General features: G+C 45.6%; 15 protein-coding genes. 9 read left to right on the forward strand and 6 right to left on the reverse strand.

The features are described from left to right. Positions 1 to 4 precede the first annotated feature (4 nt). The 7 genes from ON006_RS08415 to ON006_RS08445 all read left to right on the forward strand — a co-directional run bounded on the left by ON006_RS08415 (position 5) and on the right by ON006_RS08445 (position 7,482). Positions 5 to 832, forward strand: a complete 828-nt coding sequence (locus ON006_RS08415) for a transketolase (RefSeq protein WP_244818919.1) — start codon at positions 5 to 7, stop codon at positions 830 to 832. Positions 833 to 871: 39 nt separating this feature from the next. Beyond that, positions 872 to 1,834 (forward strand): transketolase family protein, encoded by a 963-nt coding sequence (locus tag ON006_RS08420; protein ID WP_244818918.1) that lies wholly within the window; start codon positions 872 to 874, stop codon positions 1,832 to 1,834. 64 nt (positions 1,835 to 1,898) lie between these two features. Beyond that, positions 1,899 to 3,326, forward strand: coding sequence for a DUF1593 domain-containing protein (locus ON006_RS08425; RefSeq protein ID WP_244818917.1), 1,428 nt, complete (start codon positions 1,899 to 1,901; stop codon positions 3,324 to 3,326). 61 nt (positions 3,327 to 3,387) lie between these two features. After that, positions 3,388 to 4,344 carry a D-ribose ABC transporter substrate-binding protein gene (locus ON006_RS08430; RefSeq protein WP_244818916.1) on the forward strand — a complete coding sequence of 319 codons (957 nt, stop codon included), beginning with the start codon at positions 3,388 to 3,390 and terminating at the stop codon, positions 4,342 to 4,344. A gap of 2 nt (positions 4,345 to 4,346) precedes the next feature. Next, complete coding sequence (locus ON006_RS08435) at positions 4,347 to 4,979, forward strand: DUF2291 domain-containing protein (protein WP_244818915.1); 633 nt, start codon at positions 4,347 to 4,349, stop codon at positions 4,977 to 4,979. 11 nt (positions 4,980 to 4,990) lie between these two features. Beyond that, positions 4,991 to 6,511 carry a sugar ABC transporter ATP-binding protein gene (locus ON006_RS08440; protein WP_244818914.1) on the forward strand — a complete coding sequence of 507 codons (1,521 nt, stop codon included), beginning with the start codon at positions 4,991 to 4,993 and terminating at the stop codon, positions 6,509 to 6,511. Next, the gene (locus tag ON006_RS08445; protein WP_244818913.1) at positions 6,508 to 7,482 is read left to right on the forward strand and encodes an ABC transporter permease; all 975 of its coding nucleotides are present in this window, start codon (positions 6,508 to 6,510) and stop codon (positions 7,480 to 7,482) included. The genes ON006_RS08440 and ON006_RS08445 overlap by 4 nt, the downstream gene beginning before the upstream one ends. Positions 7,483 to 7,484: 2 nt before the next feature. Here the strand turns inward: ON006_RS08445 and ON006_RS08450 are convergent, their stop codons facing one another. Next, positions 7,485 to 8,822 carry a WG repeat-containing protein gene (locus ON006_RS08450; protein ID WP_244818912.1) on the reverse strand — a complete coding sequence of 446 codons (1,338 nt, stop codon included), beginning with the start codon at positions 8,820 to 8,822 and terminating at the stop codon, positions 7,485 to 7,487. A gap of 168 nt (positions 8,823 to 8,990) precedes the next feature. Between ON006_RS08450 and ON006_RS08455 the strand changes: the two genes are divergently transcribed. Further along, positions 8,991 to 10,148 (forward strand): DUF3095 domain-containing protein, encoded by a 1,158-nt coding sequence (locus ON006_RS08455; protein ID WP_244818911.1) that lies wholly within the window; start codon positions 8,991 to 8,993, stop codon positions 10,146 to 10,148. Here the strand turns inward: ON006_RS08455 and ON006_RS08460 are convergent. The 3 genes from ON006_RS08460 to ON006_RS08470 form a co-directional block, all read right to left on the reverse strand. Continuing rightward, positions 10,132 to 13,224, reverse strand: a complete 3,093-nt coding sequence (locus tag ON006_RS08460) for a lantibiotic dehydratase (RefSeq protein WP_244818910.1) — start codon at positions 13,222 to 13,224, stop codon at positions 10,132 to 10,134. The two genes, ON006_RS08455 and ON006_RS08460, sit on opposite strands and share 17 nt — an antisense overlap. 328 nt (positions 13,225 to 13,552) lie before the next feature. Beyond that, a complete protein-coding gene (locus tag ON006_RS08465) occupies positions 13,553 to 14,788 on the reverse strand; it encodes a sensor histidine kinase (protein ID WP_244818909.1) in 1,236 nt (411 codons plus the stop codon). A 6-nt stretch (positions 14,789 to 14,794) separates the two neighbouring features. Next, complete coding sequence (locus tag ON006_RS08470; protein WP_244818908.1) at positions 14,795 to 15,577, reverse strand: LytR/AlgR family response regulator transcription factor; 783 nt, start codon at positions 15,575 to 15,577, stop codon at positions 14,795 to 14,797. Positions 15,578 to 15,642: 65 nt separating this feature from the next. On the opposite strand from ON006_RS08470, the gene ON006_RS08475 reads away from it, so the two are divergent. Further along, complete coding sequence (locus ON006_RS08475) at positions 15,643 to 16,314, forward strand: hypothetical protein (RefSeq protein WP_244818907.1); 672 nt, start codon at positions 15,643 to 15,645, stop codon at positions 16,312 to 16,314. A gap of 42 nt (positions 16,315 to 16,356) precedes the next feature. Here ON006_RS08475 and ON006_RS08480 read toward each other — a convergent pair whose 3' ends face one another. Further along, positions 16,357 to 18,123, reverse strand: coding sequence for a PQQ-dependent sugar dehydrogenase (locus tag ON006_RS08480; protein ID WP_244818906.1), 1,767 nt, complete (start codon positions 18,121 to 18,123; stop codon positions 16,357 to 16,359). A 14-nt stretch (positions 18,124 to 18,137) separates the two neighbouring features. Then, positions 18,138 to 19,352, reverse strand: coding sequence for an amidohydrolase/deacetylase family metallohydrolase (locus tag ON006_RS08485; RefSeq protein ID WP_244818905.1), 1,215 nt, complete (start codon positions 19,350 to 19,352; stop codon positions 18,138 to 18,140). Positions 19,353 to 19,364 lie beyond the last annotated feature (12 nt).

Below are 19,364 nucleotides of genomic sequence, written 5' to 3' on the forward strand. Positions count from 1 at the left end.
AACAATGTCAGAGCAGGAACTTGCGCACAAGTCGGTGGAGTACCGGAAGAAAATACTCCGATACATCTACAACGCAAAAGCCGGTCATACGGGTGGCAGCCTGTCGTGTATTGACATTCTGAATGTGCTTTACAATGATACCATGCATGTGGACCCGGAACATTTCACGTCTCCCGACCGCGACCGGTACATTCAAAGTAAAGGCCACACGGTGGAAGCACTTTATGTAGTACTGGCGTCGAGGGGCTTTTTTCCTGAATCAGACCTGGAAACGTTGTGCAGATATCAGTCGCATTATATTGGACATCCTACTCGTAAAGTACATGGTATTGAGCAAAACACGGGAGCATTGGGTCACGGTTTGTCGCTCAGCGTAGGTACTGCCATTGCCGGCAAAATGGATAAAAAGAACTATAAAGTGTTCACAGTGCTCGGAGACGGCGAATTACCGGAGGGTTCCAACTGGGAGGCCGCGCTTTCTGCCGCGCATTACAAGCTGGACAACCTTTGCGCGATCATTGATAAAAATGAATTACAGATATCCGGGCCAACTGCCGACGTGTGCAACACGGACCCGGTCGACAAGAAATTTGAAGCATTTGGGTGGGAAGTACGGCATGTGGACGGCCACGACCTGAAACAGCTAAAAGCGACTTTTGACTCGCTGCCATTTACTAAGGGAAAACCTAGTCTGGTGATTGCCCATACGGTAAAGGGCAAAGGCGTAAGTTATATGGAAAACCAGCTCAGGTGGCACCATGGCGTGCCCAATGCAGCGCAGTATGCGGAAGCAATGCAGGAATTGGACTTTTTGGAAGAAGCGATTCATTAAAATCAATGGCGGCTTTCAGGAATTTAACCGGAAGAAATAGTGGATGTAACGATTGAGAAAACGGCGGTAACAAACAGGGCAAATCTGGAAATATTTTCAGAGACATTACAGCAATTGGCACAGGACGACCGTGATATCGTGGTGGTAACCAGCGATTCGCGGGGCTCTGGCAAACTGGTACCTTTTGGACAAAAATTCCCCGAACAGATTGTAGAGGTAGGGATTGCCGAACAGAACCTGGTGGGCGTCTCAGCCGGCCTGGCTTCAACCGGTAAGAAAGTGTTCGCTGTTTCACCGGCTTGTTTTCTCACGGCCAGGGCATTGGAACAGATCAAAAATGATGTGGCTTACTCCAATAATCCGGTGAACCTGGTGGGTATCAGCGCTGGTGTCAGCTATGGCGCGCTGGGTTCTACACATCATAGTTTGCACGATTTTGCGGTTTTACGAACTATCAATAACCTCATTATAGTGGCTCCCGCTGATAATTTCGAAACGGAGCAGGCGATCAGGCTGGCGGCAGAAACGGATTTGCCGGTTTATTTAAGATTTGGGAAAAAGTCAATGCCGCTTTTATCTGCCGACGAAAAAACATTTGAATTTGGTAAGGGACGCATTGTCCTGAGAGGAAGTGATCTGACGATCATTGGTACCGGCGAAACGGTTACGCCGGCCTTGCTGGCTGCTGAAAAGCTGCGAAAGGAGCTCAATATTTTTGCTACGGTGGTCAGTATGCACACCATTAAGCCATTGGATTACCCATTACTTGCTGATATTGCGGCTACCGGAAAACCGATTATTACGGTGGAAGAGCACAGCATTTATGGTGGATTAGGAGAGGCCTGTGCTTCTTTTTTAATTCAAAATAATTACCATAACCGCTTCAAAATCATAGGTATACCCGACGAATATACCGTAACCGGCTCGCAGCAGGAGATATTCAGACATTACGGAATATCAGCGGAAGGTATCGCCGAAGTTGCCCTCGAACTTTGTAAATAAATCGCCCCCGCATCAGGTTAAGCAGTTCATTTTTGAGTCAGCATTTTAGCAATATTTTTTAAATATGGTTATTCAGGAATATTTTATCAAAACGGCAAGAAGCCTGGCAATCCTTTCGCTGATTTGCTTCCAGTCGGCAAGTTTCGCGCAGTCTGCCGAGCCGCGACGCAGGGTTTTGATCTTGACGGATATTGAAAATGAGCCGGATGATACGCAGTCTATGGTCCGTTTTCTGACTTATTCCAATCAATGGGACATTGAAGGACTGATCGCTACAACTTCTATTCACCAGCAAAAACGGGTGGCGGTTGAAAAGATCAAGCAGCTGATCAATACTTATGATAAAGTCCGCGCTAACCTGCTGCTGCACGAAAAAGGATATCCCGAGACAGCATATTTACTGAGTGTGACCAAAGGTGGTTTTCCGGAATTTGGTATGAATGCAGTGGGTAAGGGAAAAGATTCGGAAGGCTCGGAGTGGATCATTAAAGTAGTTGATAAAAAAGATGACCGGCCGGTATGGATTCCGGTTTGGGGCGGAGCGAATTGCCTTGCGCAGGCGTTATGGAAAGTGAAAATGACACGCTCGCCGGAAGACGTGAAAAAGTTTGCTGCCAAAATCCGGATGTATACAATCTCGGATCAGGACGATACCGGGCCGTGGATCAGGAAGAACTTCCCGGAAGTTTTTTATGTAGGTAGTCCCGGTTACCATGCCGCAGGAGCGTATCATTATGCAACCTGGTCGGGTATTAGCGGGGACAAATTTCATGGTAGGTTTGCAGGGGCGAATTTTGAAATTGTAGATAATCCCTGGCTGGATGAGCATGTGAGAAATCACGGTCCGCTGGGTGCCGAGTACCCATTTACCAAGTTTTTGATGGAGGGTGATACCCCGTCTTTTTTAGGACTGATCGATAATGGAATGAATGATCCCGAGCACCCTGAATTCGGAGGCTGGGGTGGGAGATATGAACTCTACACGCCGCGCACGCTCAAATATTTTTACGAACCTGAAACCCGCCCGATTTATACGGATGCAATGGATGAAGTCAAAGGCGTGGACGGCAATTTCCATACGAGCAATAAGGCTACATTATGGAGATGGCGCGAGGCATTTCAGCATGATTTTGCAGCGAGAATGGATTGGACGATCAAGCCATATAAAGAGGCCAATCACCCGCCAAAAGCGGCTTTGAAGCATTCCAATGCATTGAGAGCAACTGGTGGCGAAACTGTTACATTAAGTGCGGAAGGTTCTCAGGATCCGGACGGTGACGGATTGAGTTACGAATGGATTTATTACCCCGAACCGGGCAGTTACGCCATGAAGGAACCGTTGGGTATCAAGGATTTGCATGCTATGAGTACATCTTTTACCGCTCCCAAAGTGAGCCAGCCGGAGACGATTCATATTATTTTGGCGGTAACTGATAATGGCAAACCTTCATTGACGAGGTATCAGCGGGTGATTGTAACTGTGTTTCCGTAACGAGATAAACAAGACTTACCAAGTCTTGGAGACTTGGCAAGTCTATCTAAAACTTCTTCCAATGAGATTCCGAAGTACATATTTATTGGTATTAAGCTCCGCTCTTTTTGGATTGGCAATAATCGGTTGCAAAACCAGACAAACCGACGATGAGCCTAAAAAGATGGCCATTGTGGTCTCTACGCTTAATAATCCGTGGTTTGTTTTTCTGGCAGAGAGAGCACAGGCCAAGGCAAAGGAACTTGGCTATGAGTCGAAAGTATTTGACTCGCAGAACAGCACCTCGTTGGAAACCGATCATTTTGAAAATGCCATTGCAACCGGCTATGATGCGATTTTATTCAATCCCACTGACGCTGACGGCTCCATTGTGAATGTGAAAAATGCCACAGCGGCTGGCGTACCAGTCTTTTGTATGGACCGAGAAGTGAATGCGAACAATGCCGCAACGTCTCAGATACTTTCGGATAGCTATTCAGGCTGCGTGGCCATCGCCCGATATTTCGTGGAAACACTCAATAAGAAAGGTAAATACGTTGAAATCCTCGGAATGGTAGGCGACAACAACACCTGGAACCGCTCCAAAGGCTTTCACAGTGTCGTTGATTTTTACCCCGGACTCAAAATGGTAGCTCAGCAAAGCGCTGATTTTGACCGTAATAAAGCCATGGAAGTGCTGGAATCAATTTTACAGGCACATCCCGACATTGACGCTGTTTTTTGCGGGAATGACGCGATGGCTATGGGCGCATACCAGGCACTATCGGCCGCTGGAAAAGCTGACAAAGTGCGCGTATTTGGTTTCGATGGCGCTGAGGATGTGGTCAAATCCATTCAGGACGGAAAGATAATGGCTACGGGAATGCAGTTTCCGGAGGTTATGGCCAATACTGCCGCTACGTTTGCAGATGAATATTTTAAAGGCAAAAGGGTTTTTCCAAAAAAAATGCCCGTAGCAGTGGAGCTTGTCAAAAAGGACAATATTGAGAATTACGCTGCATACGGCAAAAAGGAATAGTTATGAAGAAAATCATCCGATATGCCGCATTCTTCATTCTGATTGGGATAGTGGCTTACAATTCGGTTTATTTTAAAAAGCTGGACGAGGTAAAGGCTGCAACGACATCTTTCAATGCCGCACGGTATGCCAACGAATTTTGGGGAACCAAACTCATACCGGCTACAAGGAAAGCCATTGAAACGGGGGAATTATTGTCCCTTTTGAAAACAGACAAAGAGAAAGCATTTGCCAATCATTCGCACGCATTGGGGATTGGAAACATTAAATATTTTCTGGTTCAAGGCGAAGGGATTGTTGAATCTATCGAGGAAAATCAAGTTTTAGTAAAAATTGAGTCTCTGCACGAGAAACCTGAAATTAGTATTGCGACCGAGTACATTTTCGGCAATGCAGTCCGTGACGCATCAGGAGCGATTGACATTAATGAATTTTCCAACTCGATGGATTTCAATAATGTCTCGGCGGAAATCAATAAGCTTATCCGCGAAGGGGTCATTCCAGAATTTAAATCAAAGGTTAAAAAAGGCGACCGGATCACATTTTCGGGAGCCATTGAATTGAACAAGGAGCATACCGATCTAAAAAGGATCGAAGTGATACCGGTGAGTTTGAAAATAGTGGATAGTATTTAATTGGATTAGCCATGTTGACAGTCAATAAGATAACCAAAAAATTTCCGGGAGTGATCGCGCTGGAAGATGTTTGTCTGTCCATTGAAGCCGGAAAGGTGACCGCATTGATTGGCGAGAATGGTGCCGGAAAATCTACATTGATGAAGATTCTTTCGGGCGTTTACCAGGATTTTGAAGGCGAAATCATTTTTAAAGGCGAACCTGTCAAGTTTTCAAACCCAAGAGACGCGCAGCAAAAGGGGATTGCTATTATCCATCAGGAACTGAACCTGATCCCGTATCTGACCATATCGGAAAACATATTTCTCGGTCGGGAACTGTTGACCCAATACGGTACTATCGACAAAAATCGGATGCGGCGGAAAACGCAGGAACTACTGGATAATCTGAAATTGAAAGTAAACCCGGACACAGCCGTTTACAAGCTGAAAGTAGGACAGCAACAGATCGTTGAGATCGCCAAAGCATTACTGACGGATGCAGAACTGATCATTATGGACGAGCCTACTTCCGCCATTACCGGTAGCGAGGTAGAGGTGCTTTTTGGCATTATCGAAGACTTGAAAAAGGCTGGGAAGGCGATCGTGTATGTCTCGCACAAACTCGATGAGCTGTTTCGTATCGCCGATCATTATGTGGTTTTAAGAGACGGGAAATCCATTGAATCCGGTTCCATGGCCGGGATTACGCAGGAGGAACTGATTCATAAAATGGTTGGCCGTACTATTGCCATGATTAGGAAAAATAGCGGTGACCGTATTTTTCCTGAACTTCTGAAAGCAAGTGGTATATCTCTTAAACATCCGGCCCGGCCAGGAGAAAATCTGCTGAAAGATATTTCATTTCATGTGGGCAAAGGTGAGATTGTTGGTATTTTTGGTCTAATGGGCGCCGGACGGACGGAGTTGCTGGAAACTATTTTTGGCTTGCATGCCGGAGCTTTTTCCGGTCAGATTTCAATGGAAGGTAAATTATTGAAAATCAATTCACCGGCGGACGCTATTCATGCGGGCCTGGCGCTGGTGCCTGAAGATAGAAAAAAGGACGGATTAGTACTGGGCCTGAACGTGAAAAACAACATTAGCCTGACAACGCTGACCGATCTTGAAAACCTGGGGACGTTAAGTGATTTGAAAGAGAACACATTGGCCGATAAATACATTGAAGAGCTTCAAATCAAGACCCCGACCCGTCAGCAAAAAGCAAAAAACCTGAGTGGCGGTAACCAGCAGAAGATCGTGCTCGCCAAATGGCTGGCTACTAAACCGAAGTTACTGCTGCTCGACGAGCCGACAAGGGGCATTGATGTCCATGCCAAAAGTGAAATTTATAAATTGATTATTAAACTGGCCGACGAAGGTTTGGGTATCATCGTCGTGTCCTCGGAGCTGCCCGAAATCCTTGCTGTTTCCGATCGGGTACTGGTAATGGCCGAAGGCACATTAACAGCCGAATTTTCAATACTGGAAGCAACAGAAGACGCTATTCTCAGCGCCGCAATCCCTAAATCCATTTACGAAAAACAAGCATGAATTTAGCCATTTACCGATCCAGACTGCTTCGTTTTCAATCATTAATAGCATTGTTTCTGCTTTGCCTGGGACTCAGTTTGCTGTCAGACAAGTTCCTGAGCGTGTCCAACCTTTGGAATGTGATGCGGCAGATCTCGGTCAATATTTGCATTTCGACAGGTATGACATTGATCGTGCTGACCGCAGGTATTGACTTGTCGGTAGGCTCAGTACTCGCACTTTGTGGGGCCATTACAGCCGGATTGCTCAAAAATGGAATCGAACTGCCGGCTAATAACCTTTACATTGGCTTCACGATTTTGGGTGCTGTGGTTGCCGGTTTACTTACGGGATCATTGCTGGGCGCATTCAATGGATGGGCGATCACGAAGTTTAAGGTACCGCCTTTCGTTGCAACGCTGGCCATGCTGACCGTCGCGCGCGGCTTTACGATGCTTTGGACCCAGGGTTTCCCGATCAGCGGGCTGGGTGACCCGTTTTTGTTTTTTGGCACCGGCTGGTTTCTGGCCATTCCGGTACCGGTCTGGATATCCGGCGCCATTGTTCTGGCTGCCGTTTTTGTCACGGAAAAAACCAGGCTCGGACGGTACATTTATGCGATCGGAGGCAATGAGAGTGCTTCCAGATTATCCGGTATTAATGTCAACAGGGTCAAAATCATTGTCTACACCATTGCCGGGGCGCTGGCCGCTGTCGGCGGCATCATGGTCACATCGCGACTGGATTCCGCACAGCCTAACGCTGGCATCAGCTTCGAGTTGGACTCGATAGCTGCGGTAGTGATCGGCGGGACTTCGCTTTCCGGCGGTCGGGGGAGCATACTGGGCACAGTTCAGGGTGCAATCATTATTGGTGTGTTAAATAACGGCCTGGTCTTACTCAATGTGTCACCATTCTGGCAGCAAGTCGTGAAAGGAATGGTCATTCTGCTGGCCGTGATTATCGATAAATCCAGTTCACAGAACGACTGAAATCACTTCTTTTTAGCTGCCGTTTTACGTGCCCGGGCAGCCTGTACCCTCTTGAACAACAGTCCATTGATCCAGATGAACAGCATTACTCCCAGAATAATAAAAACCGCATTGAGCTTATAGGAAAAGCCTACAAAACTTTCCTTGCCCTTCATCGATAGCTGGTACCTGAGCCATGAGCGCTCAACGGTTGTAGTGGTGCGGTCAAAAGGCAGCGCGTCGTCGTAAATGGGTTCGGTAATAAACTTCCCGGTAGTGTCAATGTAGCCATATTTGCCGTCGAGCCTGACCATGGAAATGCCATGATTGTAGTAGGATGCGAAATCGTATTTCAGCGGGGTCCTGATTTTTCCTGACTTGTCAATGTGGCCAAATTTGCCATTGATCGCTACTGCCGAGCGATCTTCACCAGTAAAACCTGTGGCTTCGTCGTAAAGAAAATCAATCTTTACCTTGCCCGTTTTATCAATACATCCCCATTTGCCATTCTTTTTGACCCAAAACAAACCGGCAGTAGGTTTTCGTGTGTCGGTATATTCAAATGGCACAACGAGGTCGCCGGTGAAAGGGCTCACATATCCGTATTTATCTCCGTAACGCACGCGTTCAAGGCCTTGTCCCGAAAATTTGTAGGTCGGATCAATGTCGTCGAGCGCTACCGGAACGCGCAGGATCATGTTTTTGTCAATAATCCCGTATTTGCCCTGGAAATTGAAATGATAAATATTTTTCGACTTGTTGATCCTGTCCTCGTCGAACTTACTGAAATTCCAATTAAGCAAAAACATGTCCCTCCCTCTCCACCAGATTACGTCTTCCCGGGTATCCTGATTGCAGAGGTATTCTACGGCTGCTTTGGAAATAAGGAAATCATTTTTATAATATTTGATGGGTATTTCGTACAACAATTTGCCGGTGCTGTCGAGGTAGGAAAGGCCAAATTGCTTGCCTACGGTATAAATAACCCATGTTTTTCCATCTCTGAATTTATCGGTCGCTATATATTTTGCGGGAATAACAACTTCGCCTTTTCGGTTGATAAATCCGTGACGTCCCTGATTTTGACCTGATTGGAAAGAAGCAAACTCAGCGAGGCCACCTGAGAATTCACCAATATCACGATAAGCCGGTGTGAGTTTTTTGCCGTTGGCGTCGACGAGGAAAGCTTCGTAAGATTTACAAGGTATCGCTACCTTTTTGACTACATAAATCCCATTGTATTCATGGTACTCGGTATATTGTTGTAGCCACGGTTTCGAAGATCCGGGCTGTCCCCATGTCGCATTACAACTTACAAACAATACTATAATAGCTAAATTGCGCACAGCCGATCGAAGCATTCAAAAATGGGTTTTGGTCAGTACCTTGTTAATCGTCAGCTACGAATATACCTAATACGCTTATTTTAGCCCAATATTTAGTGGTCGGGATTGAAAAGTTATGCGTAGGTGAGCATAAAATGATTTATTCAAAAAATTGCCATAAATTGAAATGACATTGTTACACCCATGATACCCGAATCGAAAAGCGACCAGTTTTACTCACGTCTGCCGGTAAACCATATTCCGCTCAGCGACCTGCTGCTGGAAGAACATTTGTTTTATCATGTGCCCGACAATTGGCATGTGATCGTGACTGACATTAAAAATTCAACAGCCGCGGTGCAGAATGGGTTGCATGAAACTGTAAACCTTATTGCCACTGGAAGCATTGTTACCGTCTTGAATATTGCATTCAAAGCAGGTATCACTATTCCATTTTTCTTCGGGGGCGACGGTGCTACATTTATACTGCCCTCTTCCATTATCGATCTGGTAATGAGGGGATTGTTATTATACAAAAACAACACACGTGATAATTTCGACCTGGAACTTCGCGTGGGGGAGGTTTCCGTGACTGATATATATGGAGAGGGACATGATCTGAAAATCACCAAATTAAGAGCTTCTGGCACGCTTTCGATTCCCGTTGTGATCGGCAATGGATTAAACTACGCAGAAAAAATCATTAAAGGAGAAAGTTATCTCCTGGCGACGCTAATGGCTGTCGGTGATGAGCTCGATCTCAGCGGAATGCAATGCCGGTGGGACAAAATCGCACCGCCCGAAAACACTCAGGAAGTGGTGACGCTGCTTGTGGTGGGCACCGGAAAAGTAAAACAGCAGGAGGCCTTTAGCAAAGTAATGCGGCATCTGGACGACATATATGGGACACCGGAAAAACGTCAGCCGATATCGGTTTCGAAGCTAAGATGGAAAACTACATTTAACAAAATGGAGCTCGAAATGTTGGTGAGACTGGGGAAGATCAATTTGTTGAGAGTACTCGGATCGTGGCTAACCGCCCTGACAGGCTACGTTTATTTTCAGACTTCAAGAGGAAAAAGTTATCTGACACACCTGGTGGAAATGTCCGATACACTCGTCATGGATGGCAAAATTAATACGGTGATATCGGGTACGGAGGGCCAGCGATTGGAGTTACAGGCTGTTTTGGATCAATTGGAGGAAAGCGGTGAGATTTTGTACGGGTTGTTCGTGAGCGGCGAGTCCGTCATGTCATGTTATGTGCGCGACCTGAAAGACGGTCACATTCATTTTGTTGATGGATCGGAAGGAGGTTATACCAAAGCTGCCGGTATGCTGAAACTTAAATTGAAGAAATAGCTTTGGAAAGACCTGAAACCGGTTTGTTTGTCTGCCGTTTTCTGGCCAAAATAGCGTCATAATGCTTGAATAAACAGTGATAAAGCATTAATTCATACACACGCTGTTTGAAGGGAAAAATACGGTTGACCGACATATGGATCAGGCTGCAAAGTATGTTCTCCCGATCCTTTTCTTCTAGGGTAACCTGTTTCAGGAGGTCTGCCTGATTGTCCTGCCGACTTCTGTCAAATGGTTGCAAAAGGTGCTGGATATTCAATTTATTTTGCTGGTACCTCGCATTCAGCTTTTTACGGAGTGCGGGGCCTCCTTTGAATTCGGTGAAAAAACCTTCTTTCAGCTTTTCGAGCAAAGCGTGTCGCCGTGCTATTGAATAACCAGCATCGCTCAGAAGTTTATCTGTTTTTTGAATACCGAATAAGAAGCGCTCATTTTCATCGCGGTTGTAGTCGGCCAGAAAATGCAATGTGTCCAGCGAATCGATCTGGAATAATTTTTCGCAGGTTTCGATTTGGTTCCAGCCATAGCGTTCCAGTTCACGGCAATAGGTATCCGTTTGAATGTCGTGAATGATTTCTGCCTGTATCTGCGACGCTAGCGCGGTGTGTATGATTTCAAAGACCTGCCGATCAAACCGCGTGTTTGGATCACCAAGGAAACGCAACCGAAAATGAGAGTCAGGATCTTTGTAGCGAATAAAGAAGAACTGCTGAATGACCTGATCTTCCAGCAATTGGCAAATCAATGGATATAAAATGCTGATCAACGACGATTCATTGGATTTTTCGCCCGTGTACAATTTCATGAACAGCCATTCGCTACCGAGCGGGAAATGCTGTTTGGGCAACTCATAGTCAGGTAATGAAAATCCGGGAATGGGTGACACGTCAGGATTGCTGAATGGAAAAACGAATTCGCTGACGAACCGCTCTTGGCCATTGGTAATCCAGCAATTTTCGGAGGTGCCCAGAAATTCCATGATCCTCACCGTTTCGCTTTTCCGGCATATTTCCATCAGCAGATTCACTGACTCCGGAATATCTGTATTAATAAACAATTCATTGTCAGCCGAGGCGACCGCGAAATAATCAGGCAAACCGAGCTCCCTGATGGCAGAAATGAAGTCTGTAATGTCTTTTTCTTTCAAATCTTTGGACTGCAAAAGCCACATTTCCCTGCTGACAATTAGCTTTTGGTAACTGATACGCGGCAAATGGCGTTGTGTTTGTAGAATTCCCCAGTCCCAAACCACATTAAGATTAGCATCCTGATCCTGCAAATCACATAAAAAACGATAAACGGGAAGTCCCTTCCGATAGTTATGCATGCTGGAAAGCCTTGGAATAATGCGTTTGTTCAATCGCTTTGATCTCAAAACAATTTCACCATTGCGTACCGAGACCATTAGATCGCTTACCAAAATTTGAAACGGTTCTTGCACACTTGCCTGGCCCAGGTATGGGATCTGGTAGGCGTACAGATTTGGCCTGGTAAGAATGTTTCCTGCCTTATTATCAGGATAGTGAATGATTTCAGCGAAGATAACTTCGGGATGTTTCTGCTCTTCGGATTGGGTACAAGTGACCAATTGCTCTTCCAAACCAGGAATTCCATCAGCAAAACGGCACATCATATTCACTGCCGACGGACCCTGGCATGCGAGGAGATTGAACAAAAACTGACCGTTGTCGACGGCCTGTGCCGACTCTGCAATGATATTTCCGAAAACAAAAAAACTGCTTGCATTGCGCTGAGCAGAGCTCTTTTGTTTCTCAATCGCTTCTAGATCATTGTCCGTAAGAATTACTTCTTTCTCACCATTTCTTAAGGCTGTGGAATACTTTTCAATAATCAACTGTTGCCACCAACTATCTTGTACTGAGCGTTGCTTTTCCTGTACGGGCAGATCCAGGTCGTCGATCATAGGCGAATACCCGAGACCAAGCGCGGAACTTTCGCCGTAGCCAACACCGATGTCGTCGTCCAGAGCTAATGAGAGGGGCACTTCACGTTCATTAAATCTCTTTAAAAATCTCTTTTTAAATTCCTGTAGATCTTCCGGCAAGCGGCTTTGGTTGAGTACCATTACCTTGCTGATCAGTTCACCGATTTCGGTAATAACGATCTCATCGAGCTGGTTTTGTACCGGATAAAAGTATGAATCTACTTTAAGAATGTTCGGTTTTTCAGGATTGATCCCGATGCTGGCAAGCTCTGACTGTAATGCGCCATGCATTGCCACAAGACTTGCTTCTTTTTGAGAAAGCCGCTGCATTCGCCGGAGTTTGATAACTATATCTTCCGTATTATTAAGCAGTTCGACTCGTGAGATCAGTTCCGAAAAATTATTGCGACCAGCTACCCTTGGCCCGATGTCGAATTCAAGAATCTGGTGGTCAATGAGGAGATCAATGAATTCAAGGGATTCTTCACATTCATTCCCGTGCGAGGCCAAGGTGAGCACGAGCTGGGGAATGGTAGCGCCGGATCTTGCACGGTCTAATATAAGTGACAGGGCTTCGGAATATTCCAGTGCACTGATGAAATATTGATTTTGAGCATTGTTGCGTACGAACTCAATGTACCGATAGTTGTTGTTGCCGGCCTGATATAGGGATGTGTTCGGATATAGTTTAAACTGTTTGCGGGTATCGGAGCATGTTTTTAACCAGTTGCCGATAGCAGTCAGCAATTCAATGTCAATCGACGCCTTTTTAATTTGTTGCTCAGAAGGGGCCAAAAGCACATTGGTACCAGTTTGAATGGTTCCGACGGCGCACGCGGAAAACAAACCAAAAGGCGTACAGCGCGTGGCTGTACGGGTCAGGTATTTGTATAGCGTATTGAGTAGTTGATTTTTTTCAGTGATTTCTTCACCGCTGAGCCAGCGTTCCAGCCTGTCGTATAAAGAAGGAGAGGCGATTAGTATCGCCTCCCTTAACAGCAAATCACCCATATAGTAACCCATTAAAAGTTCTTCGGAAGATCTGTCTGTGCGCTGTTGATGAAATTTGTTGAGTTGGTCAATCGACCTGGCTGGTCTTCGGATCAGATAAAAGCCGAGGTGATTTATCATTTGACATAATGGCTGGCTAACAGATGATTAAGAAATTAAAGTAATCTACATATTGGTGTACTTTGAACTGACGTGTCCATATCTGTGCCTATTCCACAAATAGGTTTGGCTGGTGTAATATTCATAAGCCGTTCTTTTTTCAATACCAGTCTGTTGACCGGTTTCGATTGTCTGGTCATTTTTAGGGTTAGTAAATTAAGGAGATAGTGGTGTGTACAGCAGAGCGTATTAATCTCTGCTGTGAAAGTAGAGAATAGGGGAAATTGTTGGTAATTATTTAGACCAATGAGGTGGTAATTTCGACCAATGAAGCCTTTTTGAAGATCAACTATAATTGGGTGTCTGCCTGCAAATGGCTGACGCTTGTAAGTTCCATTTCAAGGTTAATTTCGAATTGCTGATCAGTTTCTATAATGTCCAGTTTATGCTTCTGAGGATAGAGCAATGCAAGTCTTTTTGCAGTATTTACGAGTCCAAACCCTCCTGGCTTTTGACCGGTTTGTTTTAGGGAATCTAGGGACTTATTCTTTGGAGGTACGCTGTTTTTTACTGAAAATAAGAGTTTGGCATCCTCTAAATGAATTGAAATATTTACAAATGATGAGGACAGGCTACGACTTGTGCCGTGCTTGAATGCGTTTTCAACGAATGATATTAATAAAAGTGGCGCGATGAAATAATGCTCAGGGTTACCATGCAGCTGATAGTCAATAGCTACTTTGTCTGAGAATCGTGCTTTTTCAAGTTCAATATAACTTTCAATATAATCTACTTCCTTGGTCATTACAACCCGTTCCCGATTGGATTCATACAAACTATACCTCATCAGATTGGAAAGGCGCATGACCAGATCCGCAGCATGCTCGTCAACGTCCGCGGTTCTGGCATAAATTGCATTGAGCGTATTGAAAAGGAAGTGCGGATTGATCTGGGACTTAAGAAAGCTGAGTTCCAGGTTCAGATTATCTCGTTGCAGCGTTAGTCTTTGCCTCTGAAGATCCAGATTGTCTTTTTCCAGCTGGATTCGGTCCCTTTCCAATCGTAAATTGTGCGTTCTGGCTGACACTACGTCCCGCATTACTTTTATGACAAGTACAGGAGTTACATAAAAAAAGCTCCAACCATAATTGAAATAGGCAATTTTAAAATCTGTAAAGCAAACCGTCCATGGATTGGGATTCAGGTAGCGGTTCCAGGCCCGGACAATGTAATTAGATTCTAATTGGCCTTTGAAGTTGCTTATTTGAGCCAGGTAGGAAAATTCATAATAGTTAGTAATATATATGAGCTGAAACAGCGCCAATAGTGAGATAATAAATGGAATTAATCGCCTCGGGTAAAGGAATTTGGGAAAAACAATGTAACCTAAGAAATAAAAGATAATGAGAGTTTGAGACATGACTGCCACAGCCGCATGCTCGATAGTCGCCAGGTTATCTTTCGTTAATGTGGGGACGGAAAAGTAACGTATAGTTGCCCAGACAAGTAACCATGTCAGTAAATGTAGGAGGAATCTTCCAGTTGTTTCTGGTAGCTTAAAAAAAGAAAACAGCTTTTTTGCCATGTTACATTACACCCGGTTTTTATTCAACGACGCCAGCACCTCGCTTCGGTAAGTAACCCCGATCGGGACTTTTTTGCCGTTCCGTGTAGTGATTTCGTTCCCCTCGATTTCCAAAATAGCGTCCTTATTCACGATGTATGACCTGTTTACCCTTAAAAATAACGTTTTTGACAGCACTTCTTCGAATTTTGACATGGTCATATGAATCATCGAAATGCGGTCGGACCAGTATAGTTTCACATAATCCTTCATGCCTTCCGCGAAATGAATTTCATGTGGATCCACCTTGATCAGTTTCTTATTCTCTTTCAACAAGAGAAAATCGCCATGGAAACTAGCGGGTTTTGGTTCCAATGTTGCTTTCATTTCTTTCAAAACAGGCTCGGCTGGGGCATTTTCCGTGTTTAAGGATAGCGTGGGATGGCTTTGGGTCACCTTATTTACAGCTTTGACGAAACGCTCAAACGACACGGGTTTCATCAGATAATCGGTAACGTCCTGCTCAAAGCCTTCCAATGCATAAGAAGGATCGGCGGTGATCATGATGATGGCCGGGCGACTGGCAGGCAGTAGTTTAAGCAGCTCAAAACCGCTGATACCGGGCATTTCGATATCGAGTAATACAAGATCAGGTTTCAACTGCCTGATTTGAAAAACAGCGTCTGTGGCAGTGTCGCTTACACCGATCAGTTCGAGAAAAGGTATCCTGGCAACGTATTTTTCGATTAATTCTCGTGCAACCAACTCATCGTCCACCACTATGCACCGTAACCTTTGAGGAGAAATCATATCTTATTGAAATTCGCTAGCTTCACTTCATTCATCTGCAATAGTATAGGTATCTATCGAAATAAATGTACTATTCGGCGGCTTTTTTTCTAAGAAGTTATACTTTCCTATTTTTAGGTTACAAACCGGCTGCTACCACGGCAGCGTTTGATCCTGCATATATTGATGTCGTTAGAAAAATTGTAAACCACTTCCCGATCCCGCCAATGGAATATTCAAATCAAACTATTGAAGACCTGCTGCACCATTTCAAAGCGGATATCGGGGAGGATTTTTTGAAATATAAAAACCACGTTTACCGTGTCTTTCTCAATTGCATTTTACATGATACCGACCCGGCTCATGTAGAAAAATATGCCATTGCAGGTGTTTTTCATGATATTGGCATCTGGACAGACCATACGATCGATTATCTTGACCCGTCCATTGAACAGCTGAAAATGTACCTTGCCGTACATAGTTTGGGACATTTGACCGGCGAGATCAGCCTGATGATTTACTGGCATCACAAAATTAGCAGCTACCGCGGCAAGTACGAACATACGGTCGAGACTTTCCGGAAAGCAGACTGGACCGACGTGACTCTGGGGATCCTCACGTTTGGTGCTGACCGGAAGGTCGTAGGCCGCAACCGGAAATTGCTCGGTAACGAAGGCTTTCATGTGTTTTTGATCAAAAAAATCTTTCAAAATCTCCTGAAAAAGCCATTGAAACCGCTTCCAATGTTCAAAATATAGTTTTTACACGGCTATAATTTCTTAGCCTGGTGTTTCAAATTTCTATTTTCTCAAAACCCGCCTGATATCGCTTACCGATACAGCGTCTTCATCATTGCCAAAATTTTGGCGGATAAAGGTCAGTACCTGCGCCATTTCCTCATCTTTCAGGAAGTTATGTTTGGGCATCAGGTCATTATAAGGTTTTCCAGCCACTTGTATTTCTCCTTCCAAACCATTTGCGACGACTTCAATGAGCCGCTTTTTGCTTCCCGTAACCCACTCGGAACCACCCAGTGGGGGAAATCGGCTCCCGTCACCCATCCCGTTACGCTGGTGGCAGGGCGTACAATAGGTGTTATACACGCGCTGGCCCGCAACCTTGGTTTTGGTATCCAGGTTATCCGCCACTTCATCGGGTGTGCGGATATGCCCAAGTTGCTTGTGGGTTTCCATTGTGGCCAGCTGTTTTGTTCCAAAATCACCTCTGTTGCCTTTGAACATAATTCGCCAGAGCTTTCCTTTTCTGGAATCGGTCACGTAAAGAGAACCGTCGGGGCCTTCTGCCAGTCCCATCGGACGGAATTTGGCATCATTTGTATTAATGATCGGATCAATGCCTGCAAAACCGTCCGCAAATACTTCCCAGTCACCCGCTGGCTTGCCATTTTTGAAAGGTACAAAAGCTACAAAATAACCCGCCTGCGGATAGGGAGCGCGGTTGGTAGAGCCGTGAAAAGCAATGAATGCGCCGTGTTTGTACCTTTCGGGAAACTGATTTCCTTTGTAAAAAAGCAGGTCATTTGGTGCCCAGTGGCCTGGAAAGCCTATTAATGGGTTTTGATATTTACTTCCCTGGCCTTCCTTTTTGCCGTCACCGCCATATTCGGGGTTCAGCATTTTTTTGCCCTTCATTTGGTCAAAATAGTAGTACGGCCAGCCAATATTCGATCCCTGGGTCACCTTTACAAACTCTTCTGCCGGTAGCATCGCGCTTTGCCAGGACGAAAACAGGTCAGGAAACAGGCGGTGCAGGTTGTCTCGACCATGCACAACCGCATACAGGCTTTCATCATCCGGGTTCCAGCGCATGCCCACAATACTTCTTAGTCCGGTGGCAAACAATGTCCCATCTTTTTGAGTCTGTCCCGCCTTATCCGCACTGAATTTCCAGATACCGCCATGTTTTTCCAGATCAGGGCACGGGTCCAGGCCTACGCTACCTGGTTTTCCGCCCGGTGAATTGACCATATCCTGGCAGGCGTCCGAAGGCGCGCCAAATGGCACATACATATTGCCCTTATTGTCAAACGCCATAGGCTTGGTGATATGCCAATGCGTTTCATGCTCGTGGTCGTCTTTGAGAATGACTTCGACTTTTTCCTCCGGCAACAGTTGTCCAGGAATCAATTTACTGCGATAAACCACCAGCGATGAGCTGAAATACAGGTACCCGTTACGGATCATGATACCGTTGGCGAGGCTGCTATGGTCCTGGTATTTGCCAAAATTCGTTATGATATCGGCCTTGCCATCGCCGTTGGTGTCCCGCAAAGCCACTGTACCACCTTCCTGCCCTTTTCCGAAATAGCGGAGCTTGATGTAAATGTCACCGTTATCGTTAACCACAATGTGCCTGGCAAGTCCCGTACTGTCCGCCACCACCACCGACTCGAATCCGTCGGGGAAAGTCAGGCCACCATTGTCGGGATCTCCGGGAGGTAGCCGGTTATCCAGAGTATTTCGGGTAGCGGAAACGAAAATAGTAATGAGTACGCAGCCAAATAGCGCTTTGGAGAAGCGGGTCAGGATGAGGAATTTTGAGTTCATGATGTTATGGCTGCTTATTTTTTTGCGCTCAGGCCGTTAAGGTCCCACACTACTTTTCCTTGTTTCAATGTCATTTCTACTTCCAGTTTTTTATCGCCGGTAATGCTTTTTTGCGCCGAATCCATAAACCCGAACGTTCCTTCTCGAACTCTCAGGATGACAACGTCGGCAATGCTCCCTTCTTTTATATTTCCAAGTTCTTCGTGGTGAATGGCTTTGGCGGGATTCCATGTGGCTATTGCGATCACTTGTTCGAGGGAAAGTCCTAGCGCCATAAATTTTGACATGACATTGGCCATATCTTTCATTCCCGAATTCATACTGAAGCGGTGCAGGTCAGTGCCAAATGAATTGGGATAAAAACCTTGCTTCAACGCCGGAGCAGCCTGATCAAACCAGAAACCTGCGCCGCCATGGCCCAAATCGAAGAGAATGCCGCGTTTTTTTGCTTCCAGGACAAAAGGCCTTAATTTGCCATCATCGCCGACAATGGGCATTCGTTCCGAAATATGTTCGAATGTATGCGTGATCATATCTCCGGGCCGCATTTTGGCAAGCTGGTCCTGCAACGAATATTGGGGCAAATGACATTCTACGAACAAAGGCTTGCCCGCCTGACTGGCCGCGGCAACCGCCCTGTCAAAAGGTGCCCAATCTTGGCCATTGTAATGCCCGATTTTTACTCCTGCAATAATCTCCGGGTATTTTTTCATCATCGCCGCAGTTGAGTCGGCCTGCATGTCCGCGAGGTTTTGCTCATGATCTGCGCCGGTCATTCCTTCCCCCGAAATGTTCAGAAAAGCCAGAATCCGTGTTTTGGATTGATCAATAACCTGTTTTTTAAACAATGGAAAACTCCGCCAGCCAGAAGTACCCGCGTCCACAACCGTCGTCACACCGGAACGAAAAGTGAAATCATCGGGCGATACGCTGTTGACACCATTGGCAAAAAGGTTGGCGTTGCTACCGACGAAAACATGGGTGTGCGGGTCGATAAAACCGGGCGTGACATACAGCCCTTTTGCCATGATCACCTTTTCTGATGAATCTGTAATGGATATTGCCACCCGGACAATATTGCCTTTGCTGATCGCCACGTCCATCACCGCATTGGTACCACTCGCCGGATCGATCACGTGGCCTCCTTTGATCAGCAGGTCATATTTTTGAGCCAAAACGGCCTGGGTACAAGTCAGTAGCAGCGCAATACCCCAAAGTTTTGCATTCATAATTCAATGTGA

Origin of the sequence: Dyadobacter pollutisoli (genome assembly GCF_026625565.1) — a bacterium.
GTDB lineage: Bacteria > Bacteroidota > Bacteroidia > Cytophagales > Spirosomataceae > Dyadobacter > Dyadobacter pollutisoli.

Coding starts and splice junctions, on each gene's coding strand:
- ON006_RS08425 (WP_244818917.1), top strand. CDS start 1,899: ATGGTTATTCAGGAATATTTTATCAAAACGGCAAGAAGCCTGGCAATC.
- ON006_RS08455 (WP_244818911.1), top strand. CDS start 8,991: ATGATACCCGAATCGAAAAGCGACCAGTTTTACTCACGTCTGCCGGTA.
- ON006_RS08415 (WP_244818919.1), top strand. CDS start 5: ATGTCAGAGCAGGAACTTGCGCACAAGTCGGTGGAGTACCGGAAGAAA.
- ON006_RS08450 (WP_244818912.1), bottom strand. CDS start 8,822: ATGCTTCGATCGGCTGTGCGCAATTTAGCTATTATAGTATTGTTTGTA.
- ON006_RS08430 (WP_244818916.1), top strand. CDS start 3,388: ATGAGATTCCGAAGTACATATTTATTGGTATTAAGCTCCGCTCTTTTT.
- ON006_RS08465 (WP_244818909.1), bottom strand. CDS start 14,788: ATGGCAAAAAAGCTGTTTTCTTTTTTTAAGCTACCAGAAACAACTGGA.
- ON006_RS08470 (WP_244818908.1), bottom strand. CDS start 15,577: ATGATTTCTCCTCAAAGGTTACGGTGCATAGTGGTGGACGATGAGTTG.
- ON006_RS08475 (WP_244818907.1), top strand. CDS start 15,643: ATGTACTATTCGGCGGCTTTTTTTCTAAGAAGTTATACTTTCCTATTT.
- ON006_RS08460 (WP_244818910.1), bottom strand. CDS start 13,224: ATGATAAATCACCTCGGCTTTTATCTGATCCGAAGACCAGCCAGGTCG.
- ON006_RS08435 (WP_244818915.1), top strand. CDS start 4,347: ATGAAGAAAATCATCCGATATGCCGCATTCTTCATTCTGATTGGGATA.
- ON006_RS08480 (WP_244818906.1), bottom strand. CDS start 18,123: ATGAACTCAAAATTCCTCATCCTGACCCGCTTCTCCAAAGCGCTATTT.
- ON006_RS08440 (WP_244818914.1), top strand. CDS start 4,991: ATGTTGACAGTCAATAAGATAACCAAAAAATTTCCGGGAGTGATCGCG.
- ON006_RS08445 (WP_244818913.1), top strand. CDS start 6,508: ATGAATTTAGCCATTTACCGATCCAGACTGCTTCGTTTTCAATCATTA.
- ON006_RS08485 (WP_244818905.1), bottom strand. CDS start 19,352: ATGAATGCAAAACTTTGGGGTATTGCGCTGCTACTGACTTGTACCCAG.